The sequence below is a fragment of the Marinobacterium iners DSM 11526 genome, assembly GCF_900107855.1.
Classification (GTDB): Bacteria; Pseudomonadota; Gammaproteobacteria; order Pseudomonadales; family Balneatricaceae; genus Marinobacterium; species Marinobacterium iners.
The window spans coordinates 189,467-210,635 of record NZ_FNRJ01000003.1 but is presented as its reverse complement, the minus strand read 5'-3'; the positions used below and the strand labels follow the sequence as shown (position 1 = coordinate 210,635).

19 protein-coding genes are annotated in these 21,169 nt (G+C 54.5%); 14 read left to right on the top strand and 5 right to left on the bottom strand.

Features of this window, described 5'->3' with window-relative positions:
• Positions 1-3: 3 nt before the first annotated feature.
• Both BLV48_RS05650 and mfd read right to left on the bottom strand, forming a co-directional pair.
• Entirely contained in the window at positions 4-615 is a 612-nt protein-coding gene (locus BLV48_RS05650; protein WP_091824390.1) for a peptidoglycan binding protein CsiV, read from the bottom strand.
• A gap of 4 nt (positions 616-619) precedes the next feature.
• Positions 620-4,069: a transcription-repair coupling factor gene (gene mfd, locus BLV48_RS05645; protein WP_091824387.1), complete on the bottom strand. Its 3,450-nt coding sequence runs from the start codon at positions 4,067-4,069 to the stop codon at positions 620-622.
• Positions 4,070-4,243: 174 nt separating this feature from the next.
• Here mfd and BLV48_RS05640 point away from each other — a divergent pair, with 174 nt between their 5' ends.
• From BLV48_RS05640 to sthA, 10 genes are all read left to right on the top strand, one after another.
• On the top strand, positions 4,244-5,686 hold the full coding sequence (locus BLV48_RS05640) for a glyceraldehyde-3-phosphate dehydrogenase (protein WP_091824384.1): 1,443 nt from the start codon (positions 4,244-4,246) through the stop codon (positions 5,684-5,686).
• A 315-nt stretch (positions 5,687-6,001) separates the two neighbouring features.
• Positions 6,002-7,342, top strand: a complete 1,341-nt coding sequence (locus BLV48_RS05630) for a Na(+)-translocating NADH-quinone reductase subunit A (RefSeq protein WP_091824379.1) — start codon at positions 6,002-6,004, stop codon at positions 7,340-7,342.
• A 12-nt stretch (positions 7,343-7,354) separates the two neighbouring features.
• Positions 7,355-8,563: an NADH:ubiquinone reductase (Na(+)-transporting) subunit B gene (locus tag BLV48_RS05625; RefSeq protein ID WP_091824376.1), complete on the top strand. Its 1,209-nt coding sequence runs from the start codon at positions 7,355-7,357 to the stop codon at positions 8,561-8,563.
• Positions 8,553-9,329 (top strand): Na(+)-translocating NADH-quinone reductase subunit C, encoded by a 777-nt coding sequence (locus BLV48_RS05620; protein ID WP_091824373.1) that lies wholly within the window; start codon positions 8,553-8,555, stop codon positions 9,327-9,329. The genes BLV48_RS05625 and BLV48_RS05620 overlap by 11 nt, the downstream gene beginning before the upstream one ends.
• Positions 9,330-9,332: 3 nt before the next feature.
• A complete protein-coding gene (locus tag BLV48_RS05615) occupies positions 9,333-9,992 on the top strand; it encodes an NADH:ubiquinone reductase (Na(+)-transporting) subunit D (protein WP_091824370.1) in 660 nt (219 codons plus the stop codon).
• A 3-nt stretch (positions 9,993-9,995) separates the two neighbouring features.
• Positions 9,996-10,604: an NADH:ubiquinone reductase (Na(+)-transporting) subunit E gene (nqrE, locus tag BLV48_RS05610; protein WP_091824368.1), complete on the top strand. Its 609-nt coding sequence runs from the start codon at positions 9,996-9,998 to the stop codon at positions 10,602-10,604.
• Positions 10,605-10,642: 38 nt separating this feature from the next.
• Entirely contained in the window at positions 10,643-11,875 is a 1,233-nt protein-coding gene (gene nqrF, locus BLV48_RS05605) for an NADH:ubiquinone reductase (Na(+)-transporting) subunit F (RefSeq protein WP_091824365.1), read from the top strand.
• A gap of 5 nt (positions 11,876-11,880) precedes the next feature.
• Positions 11,881-12,918 carry an FAD:protein FMN transferase gene (locus BLV48_RS05600; protein ID WP_091824559.1) on the top strand — a complete coding sequence of 346 codons (1,038 nt, stop codon included), beginning with the start codon at positions 11,881-11,883 and terminating at the stop codon, positions 12,916-12,918.
• A 19-nt stretch (positions 12,919-12,937) separates the two neighbouring features.
• Positions 12,938-13,174, top strand: a complete 237-nt coding sequence (gene nqrM / locus BLV48_RS05595) for a (Na+)-NQR maturation NqrM (protein ID WP_091824362.1) — start codon at positions 12,938-12,940, stop codon at positions 13,172-13,174.
• Positions 13,175-13,264: 90 nt separating this feature from the next.
• Positions 13,265-14,665, top strand: coding sequence for a Si-specific NAD(P)(+) transhydrogenase (gene sthA, locus BLV48_RS05590; protein ID WP_091824360.1), 1,401 nt, complete (start codon positions 13,265-13,267; stop codon positions 14,663-14,665).
• A gap of 51 nt (positions 14,666-14,716) precedes the next feature.
• On the opposite strand, the gene BLV48_RS05585 is transcribed toward sthA, so the two are convergent.
• Entirely contained in the window at positions 14,717-15,013 is a 297-nt protein-coding gene (locus tag BLV48_RS05585) for a hypothetical protein (protein WP_091824357.1), read from the bottom strand.
• 2 nt (positions 15,014-15,015) lie between these two features.
• Entirely contained in the window at positions 15,016-15,579 is a 564-nt protein-coding gene (locus tag BLV48_RS05580) for a PilZ domain-containing protein (RefSeq protein ID WP_175527593.1), read from the bottom strand.
• Between the two features lie 106 nt (positions 15,580-15,685).
• Between BLV48_RS05580 and BLV48_RS05575 the strand changes: the two genes are divergently transcribed.
• Positions 15,686-16,936 carry a lipoprotein-releasing ABC transporter permease subunit gene (locus BLV48_RS05575; protein ID WP_091824352.1) on the top strand — a complete coding sequence of 417 codons (1,251 nt, stop codon included), beginning with the start codon at positions 15,686-15,688 and terminating at the stop codon, positions 16,934-16,936.
• Positions 16,929-17,606, top strand: a complete 678-nt coding sequence (gene lolD, locus BLV48_RS05570) for a lipoprotein-releasing ABC transporter ATP-binding protein LolD (RefSeq protein WP_091824349.1) — start codon at positions 16,929-16,931, stop codon at positions 17,604-17,606. Before BLV48_RS05575 ends, lolD begins: the two co-directional genes overlap by 8 nt.
• A gap of 8 nt (positions 17,607-17,614) precedes the next feature.
• Here the strand turns inward: lolD and BLV48_RS05565 are convergent, their stop codons facing one another.
• Positions 17,615-18,190: a DUF2062 domain-containing protein gene (locus BLV48_RS05565; protein WP_254774974.1), complete on the bottom strand. Its 576-nt coding sequence runs from the start codon at positions 18,188-18,190 to the stop codon at positions 17,615-17,617.
• 43 nt (positions 18,191-18,233) lie between these two features.
• Here BLV48_RS05565 and BLV48_RS05560 point away from each other — a divergent pair, with 43 nt between their 5' ends.
• Together BLV48_RS05560 and BLV48_RS05555 are read left to right on the top strand one after the other, a co-directional pair.
• Positions 18,234-20,480, top strand: coding sequence for a DNA internalization-related competence protein ComEC/Rec2 (locus BLV48_RS05560; RefSeq protein ID WP_091824344.1), 2,247 nt, complete (start codon positions 18,234-18,236; stop codon positions 20,478-20,480).
• A 62-nt stretch (positions 20,481-20,542) separates the two neighbouring features.
• Positions 20,543-21,163 (top strand): MotA/TolQ/ExbB proton channel family protein, encoded by a 621-nt coding sequence (locus tag BLV48_RS05555; protein ID WP_091824341.1) that lies wholly within the window; start codon positions 20,543-20,545, stop codon positions 21,161-21,163.
• Positions 21,164-21,169 lie beyond the last annotated feature (6 nt).

Below are 21,169 nucleotides of genomic sequence, written 5' to 3'. Positions count from 1 at the left end.
GATTCAGTTACCGACAGGACGAATGATCAAAAGCACGCCCATATGCGGGTGATCAATGTAATGTATCTCGTTGGAGCGCATGCGGCGGGCATCCTGCAGTAGCCATGCAGCAGGGCTATAGCGGTCGCTGCTGTCGGTTTCAGACAGTGTCTGCTGCATCGATCCGTGGCTGCTTAGTTGCAAGCTTGGCTGAGCGTGCAGAAAGCGATTGCGGTAGATGCTGATTGAACCGTCCAGCTCGTAGCCTTCAGTACTGGCTTTGATGCGCACGGGTCGTGCCTGGCTTTTGCTGCCAATGGATTGTAGCCATCCGCTGTGATACAGCACTTTGTACTCGCTGCTGCGGGCCAGACGGCTGGCATCTGCACTCAAACGCAGATCGTTGCGTGGCAGCTCCTCAAAGGCCTGTAGAGGGTAGCCGTCCCAGCTGCGTGGGAATACGGCACCACTGACGTCGGCAGGTGCGATATCCGGCCAATATTCCTCGTTCACACCGATTCCGTTTTGATTGGCAAACACCAGCATTTCGACCTTGTACAGGTTGGCGGCGCTGGCCATTGCCGTCAGGCTTGAAAGGGTTACCAGTGTCAGGGTGCGTTGCAGTAAACCGGGCATAGGATTACTCTTTCTCTTTGGGTGACAGTTGGGTGAGCAGTGACTCGACCGCTTCAAAGCGGGACGCGACCTTTTCCATGGGTTGAGTAAACCGCAATACGCTGGCACCGTCCAGACGGAAGCGCTGAGGTTGGCGCTGAATCATGGTGATCAGTGTCAGTGGATCGATGTTCGGCTCGGCTTCAAACTCGATGCGACCGGCCTTGTCGCCGGCATCAAGCTTGACGATGCCCAGGGCTTCCGCTTTCAGTTTGAGATGCGTCAGTCTCATCAGGTTGCGGGTCGGTTCGGGCAGCAGGCCAAAGCGATCAATCATTTCAACCTGCAGTTCATCAAGTGCGTTGGCATCAGCAGCATTGGCTATGCGTTTGTAGATGATCAGTCGATTATGTACGTCCGGCAGATAGTCATCCGGAATCAGTGCGGGCAGGTGCAGGTTGATCTCGCAGCCATGATGCAGAGGCTTGTCCAGATCAGGAGTCTTGCCCTCGCGGATCGCCTTGATCGCCTGATCCAGCATTTCCATATACAGACCGAAGCCAACACTTTGCATCTGACCGCTTTGCTCTTCGCCCAGCAGCTCACCCGCACCACGGATCTCCAGATCATGGGTGGCAAGGGTAAAACCGGCTCCAAGGGTGTTGGCCTCGCTGATCGCTTCCAGTCGTTTGATCGCATCCTGTGTAATGGCCCGAACTGGCGGTGTTAACAGGTAGGCATAGGCCTGATGGTGAGAGCGGCCTACACGACCCCGCAGCTGATGCAGCTGGGCCAGGCCGAATTTGTCGGCGCGATCAATAATAATGGTGTTGGCACTGGGTACATCAATGCCGGTTTCAATGATGGTGGTGCAGACCAGTACGTTAAAGCGCTTGTGATAAAAGTCGCTCATGACCTGCTCCAGCTCACGCTCGCGCATCTGACCATGGCCAATGGCCACCCTTGCTTCCGGTACCAGAGCCGCTATCTCCTCGGCAACCTTCTCGATCGTCTTGACCTCGTTGTGGAGGTAGTACACCTGGCCGCCACGCAGCAGCTCACGCAGGATCGCTTCCTTCACCATGGGTGCATCATTCTGGCGCACAAAGGTTTTGACCGACAGGCGGCGGGCTGGCGGAGTGGCAATAATCGACAAATCACGGATACCGGACATGGCCATGTTAAGCGTTCGTGGAATCGGGGTTGCCGTCAGGGTCAGAATATCGACTTCTGAACGCAGCGATTTGAGTCGCTCTTTTTGTTGGACGCCAAAGCGGTGTTCTTCATCAATAATCAACAGTCCCAGATCACTGAAACGGATATCCCCCTGCAGCAGTTTATGCGTGCCGATCAGGATGTCGACCTTGCCCTCGCTGAGTGCGAGAAGAGTGGCCTGTTGTTGTTTGGCGCTTTTGAAGCGCGAAATCAGCTCCACTTCAACGGGCCAATCGGCAAAACGGTCACGGAAGTTTTCAAAATGCTGTTGTGCCAGCAGCGTGGTGGGTACCAGTACGGCGACCTGCTTGCCACTCTGTACCGCGATAAAGGCCGCGCGCATGGCAACCTCAGTCTTGCCGAAGCCGACGTCGCCACACACCAGCCGATCCATGGGCGCCGCAGCGCGCATGTCACCTACCACTGCATTAATGGTATTGGCTTGGTCCGGGGTTTCCTCAAATGGGAAACTGGCTGCAAAGCGCGCATATTCAGCCTCGCTGCAATCAAAACTGAACCCCTTGCGTGCAGCACGGCGTGCATAGATGTCGAGCAGCTCGGCAGCAGAGTCACGAACCTTTTCGGCTGCCTTGCGCCGTGCCTTGCTCCACTGCTCTGTCCCCAATCGGTGCAATGGGGCTGATTCGTCGCTGGCACCGGAGTACCGACCGATCAGATGTAGTGAGGATACCGGCACATACAGTTTGGCCTCATCGGCATATTCAAGCACCAGAAATTCGGCAGGCTGTTGATCGACACTAATGGTTTGCATGCCCTGATAGCGGCCAACACCATGATCAAGGTGCACTACCGGTGCACCTATGGTCAGTTCGGACAGGTGGCGAATGGCCTGATCCGAGTCGATTTGCTGTTTTTCACGCCGACGACGTTGAAATACCTGGCGTCCGAATAGCTGTGTTTCTGTGATCAGCTGCAGCTGGCCTGGTATGAACAGTCCACGCTCCAGTGCGAAGGTGGTGATGGCCAGGTTGGGCCTTTGTGAAATGAAATCCGACCAGTTATCACACTCAGCAAGATCAAGTCCGGCCTTGCGTGCATGTTCCAGCAAGGCCTCACGGCGACCGGCTGACTCCGCACAGATCAGGATCGGCGTAGTGTCATGCTGTCGATATGCCTGAAGAGAGGCCAGCGGTGTCTGGCGGTCATCCGTGCTGAAGTCGGGCAGGTCGACACAGGGCAGGTTGTCACGGCCAGGCTTGAGCTCTTCCGCCTCTTCATTGAGACGGATGACGGGGCGTTGTCGCAGAGTGCTGAAAAGCTCTTCAGCTGAAAGAAACAGCTCGTCAGGGGAAAGTATCGGGCGCTGCAGGTCACCTCGGCGTTCATCGTGGCGTTGGCGTACATCATGGTAGAAGTGTTCGGCTGCCGAGTTGAGTTGTCGGTCATGAAGAATCAGTGTGTTTTCGGGCAGATAGTCAAACAGGGTTGCTGACTGTTCGAAAAAGAGTGGGGCGTAGTATTCGATACCCGGCGGCGTCAGTCCGCTGGATACATCCTGGTATATGGGGCAGCGGGTGTGATCCACATCAAAGCGTTCACGCCAGCGCTGCTTGAAGCGGGTGATGGCATCTTGATGAAACGGGAACTCTTTTGCAGGCAACAGTCTTACCCGATCCACCTTGTCGATGGAGCGTTGGCTTTCCGGGTCAAATGTTCGGATGGTGTCAATTTCATCATCGAACAGGTCGATGCGCAGCGGCAACTCAGATCCCATGGGATACAGGTCGATAATTGCGCCGCGGATGGCAAATTCACCATGCTCATAGACAGTATCTACGGCAGTGTAGCCGGCGTCCGTGAAGCGTTGGCGCAAGGCGATGCTGTCGAGTTTCTGTCCAGGCTCAAGAAACAGAGCGCTGGCGGTAATGAAGCTCAGTGGGGGAAGGCGGTGCATCAGTGTGCTGATCGGCAGAATCAGCACACCGTGTTTCTGTTCCGGGAGTTGGTGCAATGTCTGGATGCGTGTGGAAATAATGTCCTGATGCGGTGAAAAACTGTCATAGGGCAGAATCTCCCAGTCGGGCAGCAAGCGCACCGGCAGTTGGTCACAACTGTAGAACCTGACCTCATTCTGCAGCCGCTCCGCGCTTTCCATATCTTGACAGATCAGCAGCATCAAGCCGTTATGACGGCAAGCGATCTGCTGTGTCAACAGGCCGGTGGCACTGCCCTGTACCTGACCCAGACGGCGGATGTCACCGGGGCCCTTGGGTAATGGAAAGTTGAATTCGACCGCCAATGCTGTCTCTCCCTTCAGGTTGTAAAGGCGAGCAGTTTAACCGTTGAAACTGCAAAACGCAGCCTCACGACAGCAAGGGGACCAAAGTCTAGCCTTGTCAGGTTTGCCCCGACCGTGTGAAAAGAGGATAATGCGCGCACCCAAATTGAGCGTTGACAATTTCGGAGTTACCCCGTGAGCCAAGAACTGATTTTTGCAGACTGGAAAGCCCGTGAAGCGATCGCGGAAGCGATGGTGCCGCTGGTGGGTCGTCTGTATCGTGACCGAAACGTAGAGATCTCTGTCTATGGTCGTCTGATCGTCAAGCGGTCTGTGATCAATATTCTCAAGGCACATCGTTTTGTGCGTCAGCTGGAAGCTGAAGAGCTGTCCGTAGTGGATACCTTCCCGGTACTGGAAGCCGTGGCCGAAATGGATGTGACCAATGCTCACATCGATATTGGCAAACTGGCGGTAAAATTCCGCAACGAAGGTAATGGCCGCACCCTGCAGGCCTTCCTTGCTGATGAGCTGGCCGACGCTTCTACCGAGCCGGCTGAAGCGCACGAATCGACCGATGTTGTATTGTACGGCTTTGGCCGTATCGGTCGCCTGTTGGCGCGTCTGATGCTGGATCGTGCTGGCGGTGGCCATTCCCTGCGCCTGCGTGCCATTGTTGTACGCAAGGGTAACGCCGATAACGATCTTGAGAAGCGTGCCAGTCTTCTGCGTCGTGACTCGGTTCACGGCTCCTTCAAGGGCACCATCCAGATCGATGAAGAAAGCAATGCGATCATCGCTAACGGCAATTACATTAAGGTGATTTTTGCCGATGGTCCGGACCAGGTTGACTATACCCAGTACGGCATCAAGAACGCGCTGGTGATCGACAACACCGGCAAATGGCGCGATGAAGCAGGCTTGTCACTGCACCTGCAGTCCAAGGGTGTCGCGCGTGCGCTGTTGACGGCGCCGGGTAAGGGCGTCAAAAACATTGTTATGGGTGTTAACCATAACGACATCAATGATGATGACCGTGTGCTGTCCGCTGCCTCATGTACCACCAACGCTATCGTGCCGGTACTCAAAGCGGTTAATGATCAGTTTGGTGTCGTGAATGGACATGTTGAAACTGTGCATTCCTACACCAACGACCAGAACCTGATCGACAACTACCACAAGGGTGATCGCCGCGGTCGTGCGGCTGCGCTGAACATGGTTCTGACCGAGACCGGTGCTGCCAAAGCCGTTGCCAAGGCGCTGCCGGAGCTGGAAGGCAAGCTGACCGGTAATGCGATTCGCGTGCCGACGCCGAACGTGTCAATGGCGATCCTGAACCTGAACCTGGAAAAGTCCACCGACAAAGACGAGCTGAATGCCTTCCTGCGCGATGCAGCACTGCACTCTGATCTGCAAAAGCAGATCGACTACAGCAACTCGCCGGAAGCGGTTTCCAGTGACTTTGTAGGATCGCGTGCGGCTGGTGTGGTCGATGCCCTTGCAACCATCGTGGATGGCAATCGTTGCGTGCTGTACGTATGGTATGACAACGAATTTGGTTACAGCTGTCAGGTGGTTCGCATGGCACAGCATCTGGCCAAGTGCACTTTGCAGGCGTTCCCGAAAAACAGCAAGTAAGCGTCTGTTTACCTGTGCTGTTGAAAAGGGCTGCCCGTGTTGGGTGGCCTTTTTTGTTTCTGAGATATTATATTCTTAAATATAATATATATATTCCTATACGATCTATTCGTATATGCCTTTTTATCACTCTGTTCCAGCTCAGGAAATCAGTGGCTTGTAGAAAAACGACAAGGGTGTCGGTTATACTTGTGCGGATTTTTAGGTGGGAATCCTGCGTCTGTTTCCCGGCACGGAAGGCTAGTTTCATTTTGGCTGACCGCGTTTGGGCGGGGGCGTGATCTCCTGAATATTTTTGATAGTTGGGTGAGACGAATGATCAAGATCAATAAGGGTCTGGATCTACCGATTGCAGGTGCGCCCGAGCAGACCATCAGTGATGGTCCCGCTGTACGCACTGTGGCTCTCCTTGGCCAGGATTATGTCGGCATGAAGCCGTCAATGAAGGTCAAAGAGGGTGACCGGGTGAAACTCGGTCAGGTGATCTTTACCGATAAAAAAACAGAAGGGGTCCAGTATACGGCTCCGGGCGCCGGTGTGGTCCGTGCGATCAACCGTGGCGAACGACGTGTACTGCAATCCGTGGTCATTGAGCTGGACGAACAGGAAGAAGCGGTCGAATTCCCTCGATATTCTGCCGATGAACTGGGCAGTCTGACACGCGAGCAGATCGAAGAAAGCTTGCAATCATCCGGTCTCTGGACTGCGCTGCGTACCCGTCCTTTCAGTCGGGTGCCTCAGGTCGGTACCACGCCTCACTCCATTTTCGTTACTGCGATCGATACCAATCCGTTAGCAGCCAGTCCTGAGCTGATCATCAATGAGCAGGCTGACGCATTTACCAACGGCCTCAAGCTGCTGACCTGTCTCAGCGGTGGCAAGGTGTATCTCTGCAAGGCTGCCGGCGCCAACGTGCCGACAGCGGATGGTGTTGATGTGGCCGAGTTCGCCGGCAAGCATCCTGCTGGAAATGCCGGTACACATATACACTTCCTGGACCCGGTGTCGCAGCAGAAAACAGTCTGGACCATCGGTTATCAGGACGTGATCGCATTTGGACGCCTGTTTACTGAAGGTCGTCTGCCGGTCGAACGTGTTGTTGCGTTGGCAGGTCCTCAGGTTGAGAAGCCGCAGCTTGTGCGCACTCGTATTGGGGCTTCTACCGAGGAGTTGATTGCCGGTCGGTTACTGCCGGGCAAAAACCGTGTTATCAGCGGCTCTGTCTGGAACGGCCGTGCAGCACTGGGAGCTCATGCCTTTTTGAGCCGTTATGCCAATCAGGTGAGCGTGCTGCTGGAAGGTGACAAGCGCGAATTTATGGGCTGGATCGCCCCTGGCAGCAATAAGTTCTCTGTCTTGAACATGTTTGCGTCCGTGCTTTCACCGGGCAAGAAATTCAACTTCACCACAACGACAAACGGATCCGAGCGGGCGATGATCCCCGTAGGTCAGTTTGAAACGTTGATGCCGCTGGATATCCTGCCGACTCAGTTGCTGCGTGCACTGGTGACCGGCGATATCGTGACCGCGATGCAGCTCGGTTGTCTTGAGCTGGATGAAGAGGACCTCGCACTGTGCACGTTTGCGTGCCCTGGTAAGTACGAGTACGGTCCGATTCTTCGCGACAACCTGACGCGCATCGAGAAAGAGGCGTAAGAGAGGCTGGTCATGAGTTTAAGAACCGTTCTGGATAAAATGGAGCCGCATTTCCATAAAGGCGGCAAATACGAGAACTGGTACGCCCTGTATGAAGCAGTGGATACCATTTTCTACACACCCGGCCAGGTCACCAAAAACGCCGCTCATGTACGTGATGGTGTTGACCTGAAGCGCATCATGATTCTGGTGTGGCTGTGTACTTTCCCGGCGATCTTCTTCGGGATGTACAACATAGGCCTGCAGGCCAATACCGCCATGGCGGATTTGGGCCTGACCGAGTCTACCGGCTGGCGTGGTGCGCTGGCTGCATCACTGACCGGGTTCAGCCCGGACAGCGTGTGGGACAACATCATTCACGGTGCTGTCTACTGGCTACCGATTTATGCAGTGACATTTATTGTTGGTGGCTTCTGGGAAGTGCTGTTTGCCATGAAGCGCGGGCATGAAGTGAACGAAGGCTTCTTCGTGACCTCCATCCTGTTCTCGCTTATTCTGCCGCCGACCATCCCGCTGTGGCAGGTTGCACTGGGTATCAGCTTCGGTGTGGTGATCGGTAAGGAAGTATTCGGCGGTACCGGCAAAAACTTCCTCAACCCGGCGTTGACCGGTCGTGCATTCCTCTTCTTTGCCTACCCGGCACAGATGTCAGGTGATGCGATCTGGACCGCTGTTGACGGCTTCTCTGGAGCAACCCCGCTGGGTCTGGCTGCCATGGGCGGCGTTGAAGCGATTCTGGCTGCGAACGTAACCTGGTTCGATGCTTTCATCGGTACCATTCAAGGCTCGGTGGGTGAAACGTCCACTCTGGCGATTCTAATCGGTGGTGCGGTTATCCTGTTTGCCCGGATTGCGGCTTGGCGAATCGTTGCGGGCGTATTCCTTGGCATGGTGGCCACGTCCACGCTGTTCAACCTGATCGGCTCCGATACCAACCCGATGTTCAACATGCCGTTCTATTGGCACTTGGTTCTGGGTGGCTTCGCTTTCGGTATGATTTTCATGGCGACCGACCCCGTGTCTGCATCCATGACCAACACCGGTAAGTGGTTCTTCGGCGCGCTGATCGGTGTGATGGTAGTGCTGATCCGTGTGGCCAACCCGGCGTTCCCGGAAGGTATGATGCTGGCCATTCTGTTTGCCAACCTGTTTGCACCGCTGATCGACAACTTCGTTGTCCAGGCGAACATTAAGCGGAGGATGAAGCGTAATGTCGGCTAATAACGATACTATGGGTAAAACCCTGCTGGTCACCATCCTGCTGTGTGTTATCTGCTCGGTAGTGGTGTCGGCGGCGGCGGTAATCCTCAAGCCCAAGCAGGTTGCCAACAAAGAACTGGACCGCAAGAGCAACATTCTTGCTGCGGCCGGTATCAGTGATCCTGCTAAGAGTGTTGACGAGCTGTTCCAGCAAATCACGACCAAATATGTTGATCTGGAAACTGGCAAGTTCGTTGATGTTGCGTCCAGTTATGACGAAACCAAGGCTGCAAAGGATCCTGCGCAGAACATTCGTCTGAGCCGTGATGAAGATCAGGCCGGTATCAAGACCATTGCGCGTGTGCAACCGGTCTACCTGGTTGAAAGTGCCAACGGCGCTGTCGAGAAGGTAGTCCTGCCGGTTCATGGCAAGGGTCTTTGGTCCACCCTTTACGGATTCCTGGCGCTGGAAGGCGATCTGAACACCGTGGTAGGGCTTGGCTTCTACTCGCACGCCGAGACCCCGGGGCTGGGTGGCGAAGTCGACAATCCTGCCTGGAAAGCGCTATGGCCGGGTAAGGAAGTCTACGGTGAAGACAAGATGGATCCGAAAATCCAGCTGATCAAGGGCAGTGTTGACGCCTCTACAGCCGATGCCGAGCACAAGATCGACGGTCTGTCTGGGGCTACGCTGACCGGCAACGGTGTCACCAACCTGGTTCAGTTCTGGATGGGCGAGAATGGCTACGCGCCGTTCCTGAACAACCTGCGTGCAGGGGAGGCTTAATCCATGTCCAAGACTAAAGATGTTCTGGTAACGCCAATCTTCAAGAACAACCCGATCGCTCTGCAGATTCTGGGTGTATGTTCTGCGCTGGCGGTTACCTCCAACATGGCGACGGCGCTGGTCATGACCCTGGCGGTTATGGTGGTAACGGCGTTCTCGAACTTTTTCGTGTCGCTGATCCGTAACCACATTCCGGGCAGTATCCGCATCATCGTGCAGATGACCATTATTGCCTCGCTGGTAATCGTAGTAGACCAGTTCCTGAAGGCCTTTGCTTACGAGATCTCCAAGCAGCTGTCGGTATTCGTTGGTCTGATTATCACCAACTGTATCGTGATGGGTCGCGCTGAAGCCTATGCGATGAAAAATCCGCCGATCCCGAGCTTTCTGGACGGTCTCGGCAACGGTATGGGCTACGGTGTGGTGCTACTGTTCGTCGGTTTCTTCCGTGAGCTGTTCGGCTCAGGCTCGTTGTTCGGTATTGAAATCCTGCCGTTGGTCAACAACGGGGGCTGGTATCAGGGCAACGGTCTGCTATTGCTGCCGCCGAGCGCATTCTTCCTGATCGGCATGTTCATCTGGATCATCCGTACCTGGAAGCCGGAGCAGGTTGAAAAGCCGGAGTACGAAATGGCTCCGAACACCAAGAAGGAGGCTGCGTAAATCATGGAACAGCTGATCAGCCTTGCTGTTAAGGCGATTTTCGTTGAAAACATGGCCTTGGCCTTCTTCCTCGGGATGTGTACCTTCCTGGCGATTTCGAAGAAGGTACAGACCGCCATTGGTCTGGGTATTGCCGTTATTGTGGTGCTGGTCATCACAGTGCCGGTAAACAACCTGATCTATAACCACCTGCTGCGTGAGGGTGCACTGGCGTGGGCCGGTTATCCTGAAGTGGATCTGAGCTTCCTGGGCTTCATCTCCTACATTGGCGTAATTGCCGCGATTGTGCAGATTCTGGAGATGTTCCTGGACAAGTTTGTACCGGCCCTCTACAACGCGCTGGGCGTATTCCTGCCGCTGATTACCGTGAACTGCGCCATCATGGGTGCTGCTTTGTTCATGGTTGAGCGTGACTACACCTTCGGTGAGAGTGTCGTCTACGGCGCTGGCGCCGGTATCGGCTGGGCGCTGGCCATTGCTGCGCTGGCAGGTATCCGTGAAAAGCTGAAGTACAGCGATGTACCGCACGGTCTGCGTGGTCTGGGTATCACCTTCATTACCGTGGGTCTGATGTCTCTCGGCTTCATGTCCTTCTCCGGCGTACAGCTGTAACCGGTTGGCATGAATAGCGAAAAGGATGGGATGAACCGATGAATACAGAAGTCATCATTCTCGGTGTAGTGATGTTCACGGCGGTGGTGCTTGCACTCGTAGCCGTAATCCTCGCTGCCCGAGCCAAGATGGTCAGCTCCGGCAATGTGACCATCGAGATCAACGACGATCCGGAAAAATCGATCACTGTTCCTGCAGGTGGCAAGCTGCTGCAAACTCTGGCTGACAAGGGGATTTTCCTTGCGTCTGCCTGTGGTGGTGGCGGTACCTGCGCGCAGTGCAAATGTCAGGTGCTGGATGGTGGTGGCTCCATGCTGCCGACCGAAGAATCCCACTTCACCCTGCGTGAGGGCAAGGAAGGCTGGCGTTTGTCCTGCCAGGTAGCCGTTAAGCAGGATATGAAGGTCCACGTGGAAGATGATGTCTTCGGCGTGAAGAAGTGGGAGTGCACTGTTGAATCCAACCCGAACGTGGCAACCTTCATCAAAGAGCTCACTCTGCGTCTGCCTGAAGGTGAGAACGTGGATTTCCGCGCCGGTGGTTACGTACAGTTGGAAGCACCGCCGCATGAAGTGCACTACAAGGATTTCGATATCCAGGAAGAGTTCCGCGGCGACTGGGACAAGTTCGATATGTGGCAGTTTGTCTCCAAGGTGGATGAGCCGGTTATCCGTGCCTATTCAATGGCAAACTACCCGGAAGAGCGTGGACTGGTTAAGTTCAATATTCGTATTGCCTCGCCGCCTCCGGGCAGCCAGGGCATTCCGCCGGGGCAGATGTCTTCTTACGTCTTCAGCCTGAAGCCGGGGGACACCATTACTGTTTACGGACCCTTCGGTGAGTTCTTCGCCAAGGAAACCGATAATGAGATGGTCTTCATCGGTGGTGGTGCTGGCATGGCACCAATGCGCTCACACATCTTTGATCAGCTCAAGCGTCTTAACTCTACGCGCAAGATCTCCTTCTGGTACGGTGCTCGATCCGTACGTGAGGCTTTCTATGTGGAAGAGTTCGACAAGCTGGCTGAAGAGAATGAGAACTTTACCTGGCATCTGGCCCTGTCCGATCCTCTGCCGGAGGATAACTGGACCGGCTATACGGGCTTCATCCATAACGTGCTGTATGAACACTATCTGAAGGAGCATGAGGCCCCTGAGGATTGCGAATACTACATGTGCGGACCGCCAATGATGAATGCATCCGTTATCAAGATGCTTGAAGATATGGGTGTCGAGCCTGAGAATATCCTGCTGGACGACTTTGGTGGCTGATATTGATGGCTAATCAGATACGTCTGACAAAATGGCTGGCAGCTTCGCTGCTGGCCGTTTTTGTTTTGGGGCTGCTGGGGTGTGACAGTCGCCCCCGAGAGCGCATTGTTTCCTTTGACGGTTTAACGATGGGAACCAGCTTTAGTGTGAAGTGGGTTGCCGAGGATGACACCCGTGTTGCCTCGATTCGTGCCAAGGCCGGTGCTTTGCTGGCTGAAGTCAATCGTCAAATGTCGACCTACATTGACGACTCGGAGCTGTCGAAACTCAATAGTGTTGAGCTTGGTTATGCTCAGACTATTCCTGCCGAGCTGATGTTTGTACTGCAGGAGTCGCAACGGATCAGTGAGTGGACCGACGGTGCGTTTGATGTAACCGTAGGCCCGCTTGTGAACCTCTGGGGGTTTGGGCCGGATGGCCGGATAATACATGCACCGACGGACGAGCAGATTGAACATTTGCGGGAGCGGATTGGGTACCGGTTTGTTGAGCTGATACCTGCAACCCGACAGGTTCGGCGTCTCGGTGAGCAGTACATTGACCTTTCAGCAATCGCCAAGGGCTATGGTGTAGACGCACTGGCCAATCTGCTGGAGCAAGAGGGAGTTGATCGCTACCTGGTTGAAATTGGAGGTGAATTGCGAGCAGAGGGGCTTAAACCGGACGGTTCAGCCTGGAAGCTTGCGATCGAGGCGCCTGTGGCCGGCGTTGAGCGTGTGGCTCAGACGATTATAAGCCTTGAAAGTGATGCGGTCGCGACGTCAGGCGATTATCGTAATTATTTTGAAGAAGATGGTGTACGTTACTCCCATACCATTGATCCCCGCACCGCGCGCCCCATCACTCACCGCCTGGCTTCGGTAACGGTGATCAGGCCCACTTGTGCAGAAGCAGACGCACTTGCCACTGCACTCATGGTGATGGGAGAGGAACAGGGGTACAATTTTGCTATCGAACATAATGTGAAAGCCTTTTTCATAAGCAAGGGTGCTGAGGGGTTTATAACCCGCGCCACGCCTGATTTTGAGGCCTATCTGAACTGATAATGCTCGGAGGTATGTAATGGAAACCATGATTCTGACCTTCGCTGCGCTGCTGTTGATCATCACAGCCATGTCTGTGGGGGTGTTGATGGGGCGTAAGCCAATTACCGGTTCCTGTGGCGGCATGAGTGCCGTTGGCATGGATACCGTATGTGACATTTGTGGCGGTGATCCGAACAAGTGTGATGAAGAGCAGGAGCGCCAACAGGGCAATGTTGGTGGTGATCTTGCCTATGAGGTTAAATCTAAAAGCTAATTGGTTGTTGCCAGCAGTATCTCTATGCTTGGTCAACAACCAAGGGCGGAGTAGTTGGCTCCGATCTCGTTTTCTACTAAGGGGAAAGTAATGGCTGTGTATGACTATGATGTCGTTGTGATTGGCTCCGGTCCGGCTGGCGAAGGCGCTGCGATCAATGCTGCCAAGCAGGGCCGCCGTGTTGCCATAGTCGAAGAACAGAATACCGTGGGCGGGAACTGTACTCACAAGGGCACGATTCCCTCCAAGGCATTGCGACACTCGGTCAAGCAGATCATTGAGTTCAACACTAACCCCATGTTCCGTGATATCGGCGAGCCACGCTGGTTTTCTTTTCCCAAGGTGCTAAAGCGTGCGGAGAAGGTAATCTCCAATCAGGTTATGCTGCGGACCAATTTCTACGCCCGCAACCGGGTTGATGTGTTTTTCGGCCGCGCTCACTTCCAGAAGCCTGGTGAGATTGAAGTAGCGGGAGAGCACAATTCGAAGGAAACCTTGCGCAGCCGTAACTTTGTGATCGCAACCGGCTCCAGTCCCTGGTGCCCACCGGATATCGATTTCGCGCATCCGCGTATTTATAACTCCGATACCATTCTCAAGCTGAGTCACACACCGCGTACGCTGGTGATTTTTGGCGCCGGCGTCATAGGCTGTGAATACGCGTCCATTTTCAGTGGTCTTGGGGTTAAGGTTGACCTGATTGATATGCGTGATCGACTGCTTTCATTCCTTGATGATGAAATCTCCGATGCGTTGAGCTATCACCTGCGCAACAACGCTGTAAAAATTCGTCATAACGAAGACTACAAATCGGTTACCGGCGATGCGCATGGTGTCACCATCGAATTGCAATCCGGTAAGAAGATACGTGCCGATGCGTTTCTCTGGTGCAATGGCCGCAGTGGCAATACGGCGGGTCTGGGGCTCGACAAGATTGGACTTGAAGCCAACAGCCGGGGTCAGTTGGCAGTCGATGAACACTATCGCACCGAGGCCGATGGGGTGTATGCGGTCGGTGATGTGATCGGTTGGCCGAGCCTGGCATCGGCTGCCCTGGATCAGGGGCGGTCTGCATCGGCTGACATGTTGTCAGCGGATGATTTCCGCTATATCAATGATGTCCCGACCGGCATCTATACCATCCCGGAGATCAGCTCCATCGGCAAAACAGAAGAGGAGCTGACAGCGGAATGTGTGCCCTATGAAGTTGGGCAGGCGTTCTTCAAGGACACGGCACGTGCCCAGATTTCCGGTGAACCTGTAGGCATGCTGAAGGTGCTCTTCCATCGTGAAACGTTTCAGATTCTTGGTATCCACTGTTTTGGCGATCAGGCTTCGGAGATCATTCACATTGGCCAGGCGATCATGAGCCAGTCGGGTGAGGCGAATACACTGAAATATTTCATCAACACAACCTTCAACTATCCGACCATGGCTGAAGCCTACCGTGTTGCTGCTATTTCCGGGCTCAACAGGGTTGCGAACCTTTAAGCAACCGACTTTGGTGTGTTGGGTTTTTCAGCCGGGCCCAGCCCGGCTGTTTCATTTCTGCTTTGGAGGCAGATAGACACCATCTTCGTAATAACGCCCCTTCACCTTGAGACGCTTTTCAATCCAACGGTTATAGTATTTCCACAGCAGAAAGCCGGGTGTCATCAGTGCCATGATGGCGACCATAAGTCCGGCGCCTGCATGTGACTCAGGAAACAGGCCGCTTATCCAGTCCAATATGCCCAGTGAACGCCCAATCACGAACCATGCAATCAGACCGGCAAAACCGGCTCCCATGGCCAGCAGGTAGAGTTTTGGATGAGGCGTAGGTGTGGGGACATTATTCATGCTCATTCCTGATAGAGCTCGTTCTGGCGTTGTCGAGCCTGTGCTTCAAGAATCAGGCGGGCAAGCTGGGTGCGACAGTTTTCAGGCATATGCAGGAACTCTGCAGCAACTTCGAAGCCTTCGGCCTGGGCCTCGGAACGAATCACACGAGCATAGAGCATCATGCCAAGCCTTGACTCGGTGAATACCAGTTTAAGGGCCAGTGCCTGTCCCGGCTCCAGTGACTGCTGAGACAAAAAATTGATGCCGCCTTCACTTAGGTTGATGAACTGAGGTTCCCCTTGGTCCAGCTTCAGGCTGTCGGCAGTCAGTGCTTGTGCAATCAGTTCTATCTTTCTGTTAAGGGACTGGAGGTAGGCGCTCAGGGGGGCAGAGCTCTCACTGATCCGGTGCAGATAATGGCTACATTCGGCATCGATTGCGTGCAATTGTGCCTGCAATGAAAAATAGGCAGATACCTCAAATTGGAACGGCTGATTTGAATGAGCCACATCCTCGTCACTGACACATTTGTGTTCAATGATGACCGGATGATCGATCCGATAGTATTGACGCCTTTCAGACACGTTAATACTCCTGCGGTTAGTGATAGAATCGCGTAACATTCAGTATAACCAACATAGTGTCGCTGCTGTTAGAGCTGCGGCCACAACAGTGATTGAAACCGGCCACATGTACAGACCTTTGTCGCTTTTTGTCGGACTGCGTTATACCGCAGCCAGACGCGGGAATCATTTCATCTCCTTCATTTCACTTGTATCGATGCTCGGGCTGATGCTGGGCGTGGCGGCGCTCATTCTGGTGCTCTCTGTCATGAATGGATTTGACCGCGAGCTTCGTCAGCGCATTCTCGGCATGGTGCCGCATGCCACGCTTGGGGCCTATGGAGATGAAGGTCTTGATGGCTGGCAAGAGCTGGCCACGGAAATTCGTCTCGAGCCAGGAGTAGCTGGTGTAGCGCCGTTTGTCCAGGCCCAGGGCATGTTGACCAGTTATGGTCGAGTACAGGGCGTGCAGGTCAATGGCATCGACCCACGGGTTGAGAATGAAGTGTCGATAATCAGCGATCATATGCAGCAGGGTGAGACCGGGTTACTGCAGGCGGGGGAGTACAACATCGTGTTGGGCGAGTTGCTTGCCAGGTTTCTTGGTGTCAGTGTGGGTGACAAGGTGACACTGGTGTTGCCCGAAGCTTCGGTCAGTGTGGCAGGTGTGGTTCCCCGCATGAAACGTTTTACGGTGGCGGGCCTGTTCTCGGTGGGTGCCGAACTGGATGCCAATCTGGCGTATATCCATATCGACGATGCCGCCAGACTCAAGCGAATGCAGCCGGGGCGGGTGGATGGACTCCGGCTTAAACTGGACGATCTGTTCAAGGCACCAGAGCTTGCCAGAAGGGTAGCAATGGCGCAGGAACGGCCGTTTTATGTCAGCGACTGGACCCGCACCCACGGCAACCTGTTTCAGGCCATTCAGATGGAAAAGCGCATGATTGCGTTGCTGTTGCTTTTGATTGTGTTTGTGGCTGCGTTCAATATTGTGTCCACACTGGTGATGGTAGTCACAGACAAGCGTTCGGATATTGCGATTTTGCGCACCATGGGCGCAACTCCTGCCAGTATCCTGCGGATTTTTATGGTGCAGGGCGTTTTGATCGGCTTCATTGGAACGGCACTCGGCGTTGGGCTTGGGGTCACATTGGCACTGACCGTGACTGACCTGGTGGCTTGGGTTGAGCGCATGCTGGGAATCCAGTTTCTGTCATCCGAGGTCTATTTTATCAGTTACCTGCCCTCTGAGCTGGTGTGGTCGGATGTTGGGCTTATTACCTCTGCCGCTCTCCTGATTAGCTTTGTCGCCACGCTTTATCCAGCCTGGAGAGCATCACGAACCCAGCCCGCGGAGGCCCTGCGTTATGAGTGAGCCAGTGCTCAGCTGTCGTAATATCAACAAGCGTTATGAAGAAGCGGGTAATACAGTCGAAGTGTTGCACGACATTAGTCTGACCGTCGCTGTGGGAGAGCGCGTAGCCATAGTGGGTAGTTCGGGCAGCGGCAAAAGTACCCTATTGAATATCCTCGGCGGATTAGATACGCCGGATAGTGGTGAAGTTGAAGTGGCAGGTCAGGCGTTGTACTCGATTTCCGAAACGCAACGATGTCGTTTGCGTAACCAGTCGCTTGGGTTTGTGTATCAGTTTCATCACTTGCTGCATGAGTTTACGGCACTGGAAAATGTGGCAATGCCACTTCTAATCGGAGATATGAACTCCAAACAGGCGATCGAACGTGCCGAGCAGTCACTGGTGCGGGTTGGTCTTGGGCACAGGCTTGCGCACAAGCCAGCCCAGCTCAGTGGCGGGGAGCGTCAACGTGTGGCTATTGCCAGAGCATTGGTGATGGAGCCAGCCTGTGTCTTGATGGATGAGCCTACCGGCAACCTGGACCGACATACGGCGGCTGATGTTCAACACTACTTGGATGAGCTTAATCAGACGCTTGATACGGCATTTGTTATTGTGACACATGACATGCAGCTGGCTGAAAGAATGGGGCGCGTGTATGAGCTGGTGGATGGGCGTTTTGACGCCTGAATCCTTGCTCAGGTATTGTCCTTTGGTCGGCGGCTGCGTGACAGTATGCGGCGGCGCCAGCTCTTGTTGACATGCCAGATCCAGAAACGGTTTATCAGAAAGTAACCGATCAGGCCGCTGAGAACCCCGCATATGATGGAGCCCACTAAAAGGGGCCACCAGATGGAGGTAAGCTCGGTCTGAAGGGTCTGCAGGTTCCAGCTGTGCTCACTGGCAATGCCGCGTTCAATGCCCAGCACCCAAACGCCGAGACGGTAGGAAAGATAAAAGATGGGCGGCATTGTCAGAGGATTGGTAATAAACACCAGCCCGACTGATATCGGCAGATTGCTGGAGACCAGCACGGCGATCAGTGCCGCGACCAACATCTGCCCTGGTATGGGCAGGAATGCACAGAAAAGCCCCACCAAAAAGGCACGCGCAACGGACTTGCGTGTGAGGTGCCAGAGGTTGGGGTCATGCAGATGACGGCCGAGCCAACCCAAGTGACGGTGGTTGCGCAGCTTGTGTTCGTCGGGCATGAATTTTCGGATCAGCTTTCGAGGCATGAGAAACAGTCGCGACCAGAGTCTGAAAGTGGCCACATTATGACGCCTGTGCTCTGCCAAGCCAACTCGGAGATCAAGGATGATCGCGTATATCGGCGGAATTCTTACAGTAGCACTGTTGCCGTCACTGACCTATGCCGCATTGTTGGCTCTGTTGCTGCTACTATTGCGCTTCAAGCGGCTTCGCCAATCGCTTCTGTTTTATCTCCTTGGTGTGGCTGTTGCTGCTATTTGGGGGGCCTGGCAGTTGCATCATCGTTTGCCATCTAGCCCTCAAGCGCAGGATCTGCAGATTTCCGGTCTAGTGGACAGTCTGGTTCAGCACGATGACCAGCGGCAGGTATTTGAGCTTGCCGTCCTGACTGTAGAGTCGGATTTACCCACTCATCAACGGCTGCGACGCATTCGGCTCAGTGTTTACCATACTGATATCCGTTTCGGCTTTGGTGATGAGATCAAGGCCGTCATACGTCTTCGCGCTCCAAGGGGACTACACAACCCCGAAGCAAGAGATACTGAACGCTACTACCTTGCTTCGGGTCTTGATGCGCGCGGGTATATCCGCACGCTTGTGAAGCATAAACCTGCAGAATCTTTCGGTGTGGGTGTGGTGCGTATGAGAGTCAAAAACTGGCTGCACGAGCAATTTGAACCACAGGCAGCAAACACCTTAAGTGCATTGATCATTGGTGATCGCACAGGGCTAGATGATCAGCACTGGGAATGGCTGCGCCGCACCGGAACTGCACATTTACTGGTCGTCAGTGGTTTGCATATTGCCGTAATGGCAACGCTGGGCTGGCTGTTTGGACGGCTGATCGCGGTGCCCCTGCAGTTGTGCGGTTGGATGGGGTGCAGTCGCTGGCTGCCAACCGCTGCTGCCTTGCTGCTGGCGACTCTGTATGCGGCACTGGCAGGCTGGGGATTACCGGTACAGCGCGCGTGGCTAATGCTTGTTGTGTTTCTGCTGGGTAACTGGCAATTGTTGAGCCTGTCAGGCTGGCAGCGCCTAAAGCTTTCGTTGCTGGTGATAGTATCCGTACAGCCGCTGGCGATATTGGAGCCGGGACTGTGGCTTTCCTTTGGCGCGGTGGCACTGATTCTCTGGCAGCTGCAGCAACGCCGGCAGCAGCCGCTCTCCTGTGTCTGGTTACGCTTGCCCGGAGAGTGGTGGCGATTACAGCTGACACTGTTTGCTGGCATGTCTCTGGTTATGGTTATGAACTTCAATCAGCTCAGTCCGGCGGGGATTGTGATGAATCTCATTGCCGTGCCTTGGATCTCGGCCACGATCTGGGCGCTGCCGGTTCTGCTTCTGTTAGTGCTTCAGTGGCCTGATGCCGCGACGCTGTTGAACTGGAACCTTGAGATGATCTGGGGGCTGCTGCAATGGGCTGCACAGATTCCAGGTCTGTTGCTGCAGGTCGGTCGCCCGAGTCTGACGTTGCTGGTGCTGGCCATTTTGGGTTCAGCAATCATATTACTGCCGCTGCCGTTTCGAATACGGGCCATCGCACTGTTGCCCTGTTTGCCGTTGCTTGTTCAGCCTGTGTCTCAGCCATCAAGAGGGCATTTCAATGCCTGGGTATTTGATGTTGGCCAAGGGCAGGCAATCCTGATTGAAACGGCAGAGGGCCGCCTTCTCTACGACACCGGTCCCGGATTTGGTAATGGACGTTCAGCCTTTGCATATACAGTGGAGCCCTATCTTCGCAGCCAGGCTCGCCCTGAACTTGAGTGGGTGGTAGTCAGTCACGCAGATGCGGATCACAGCGGAGGTTTTGCAGCGCTGCGGCAGGGATATGCAATCGGTACGTTGCTGGGAGGTGAAGAGCTTCCCAATGCACAGGTGCAGGAGTGTCGCAGCGGCAGCTGGCAAATAGGGAACATCTCGTTCACCTTGCTGGACCCCTTCGGGGACTATGCAGACCTCAGCAGCAATGATCGCTCCTGTGTATTGAGGGTCAGCAATGGGCGCTGTTCACTGCTGCTGACCGGTGATCTGAGTCAGAGTGGTGAATATCGCCTGCTGTCGTCAGGGAAGGTTGAACCGGTTACCTGGCTGGTAGCGGGGCATCATGGCAGTCGTGATTCCACTGCAGGGGCGTTATTGGATTACGCCATGCCAGAACATGTTGTGATCAGTGCCGGAAATGGCAATCGCTTCGGTCATCCGCATGCCGATGTCATTGAACGCATCGAGAACCGCGACATCCCCTGGAGCAGTACTGCAAGGCAGGGTGCGCTGCTGCTGAAAGCTGACAGTGACAGCTGTAGCGTGATCTCACACAGAGAACTTAAAAAGCGTTACTGGACAGCTGGTTAACGCCTACTCCTGCCTATGGGGCTGTGTTAGAGTTATTTCAATCAACAGGAGGTGATCTGAAGGTGTTTGAACTTATTGTCGCTGGTGGCTGGCTGATGCTGCCAATTGTTGCCTGTTCAGTGGTTGCGCTGGCTATCTGCCTGGAGCGGCTGATGGTGTTGCGCCCACGGAAAATTACTCCCCCGGGACTGTTGGCCCAAGTCTGGGAGATGACGCGCAGTGGTACTCTCACTGCCGAGTACATGAGTGTTATCCGACAGGAAAGCCCACTCGGGCGCATCATTGTGGCGGGCATGAACAACTCCCGTCATGGTCGTGACATCATGAAAGAGAGTATCCAGGAAGAAGCCTCACATGTGGTGCACGATATGGAGCGGTTCCTGAACCCTCTGGGGACCATTGCTGCCATAACACCACTGCTGGGTCTGTTGGGTACTGTTATTGGCATGATCAAGGTGTTCACGGAGATCATGATTCAGGGTACCGGTAACGCCGGGGTGCTGGCTGGTGGCATCTCCGAGGCATTGATAACCACGGCGGCAGGTTTGTCTGTTGCCATCCCCGCCCTGGTCATGCACCGTTATTTCCAGCGGCGCGTCGACTCTCTGGTACTGACCATGGAGCAGGAATCGATCAAGCTGGTCGAAGCGATCCATGGTGATCGTGAAGTTGATATTCGCTAACGGAGT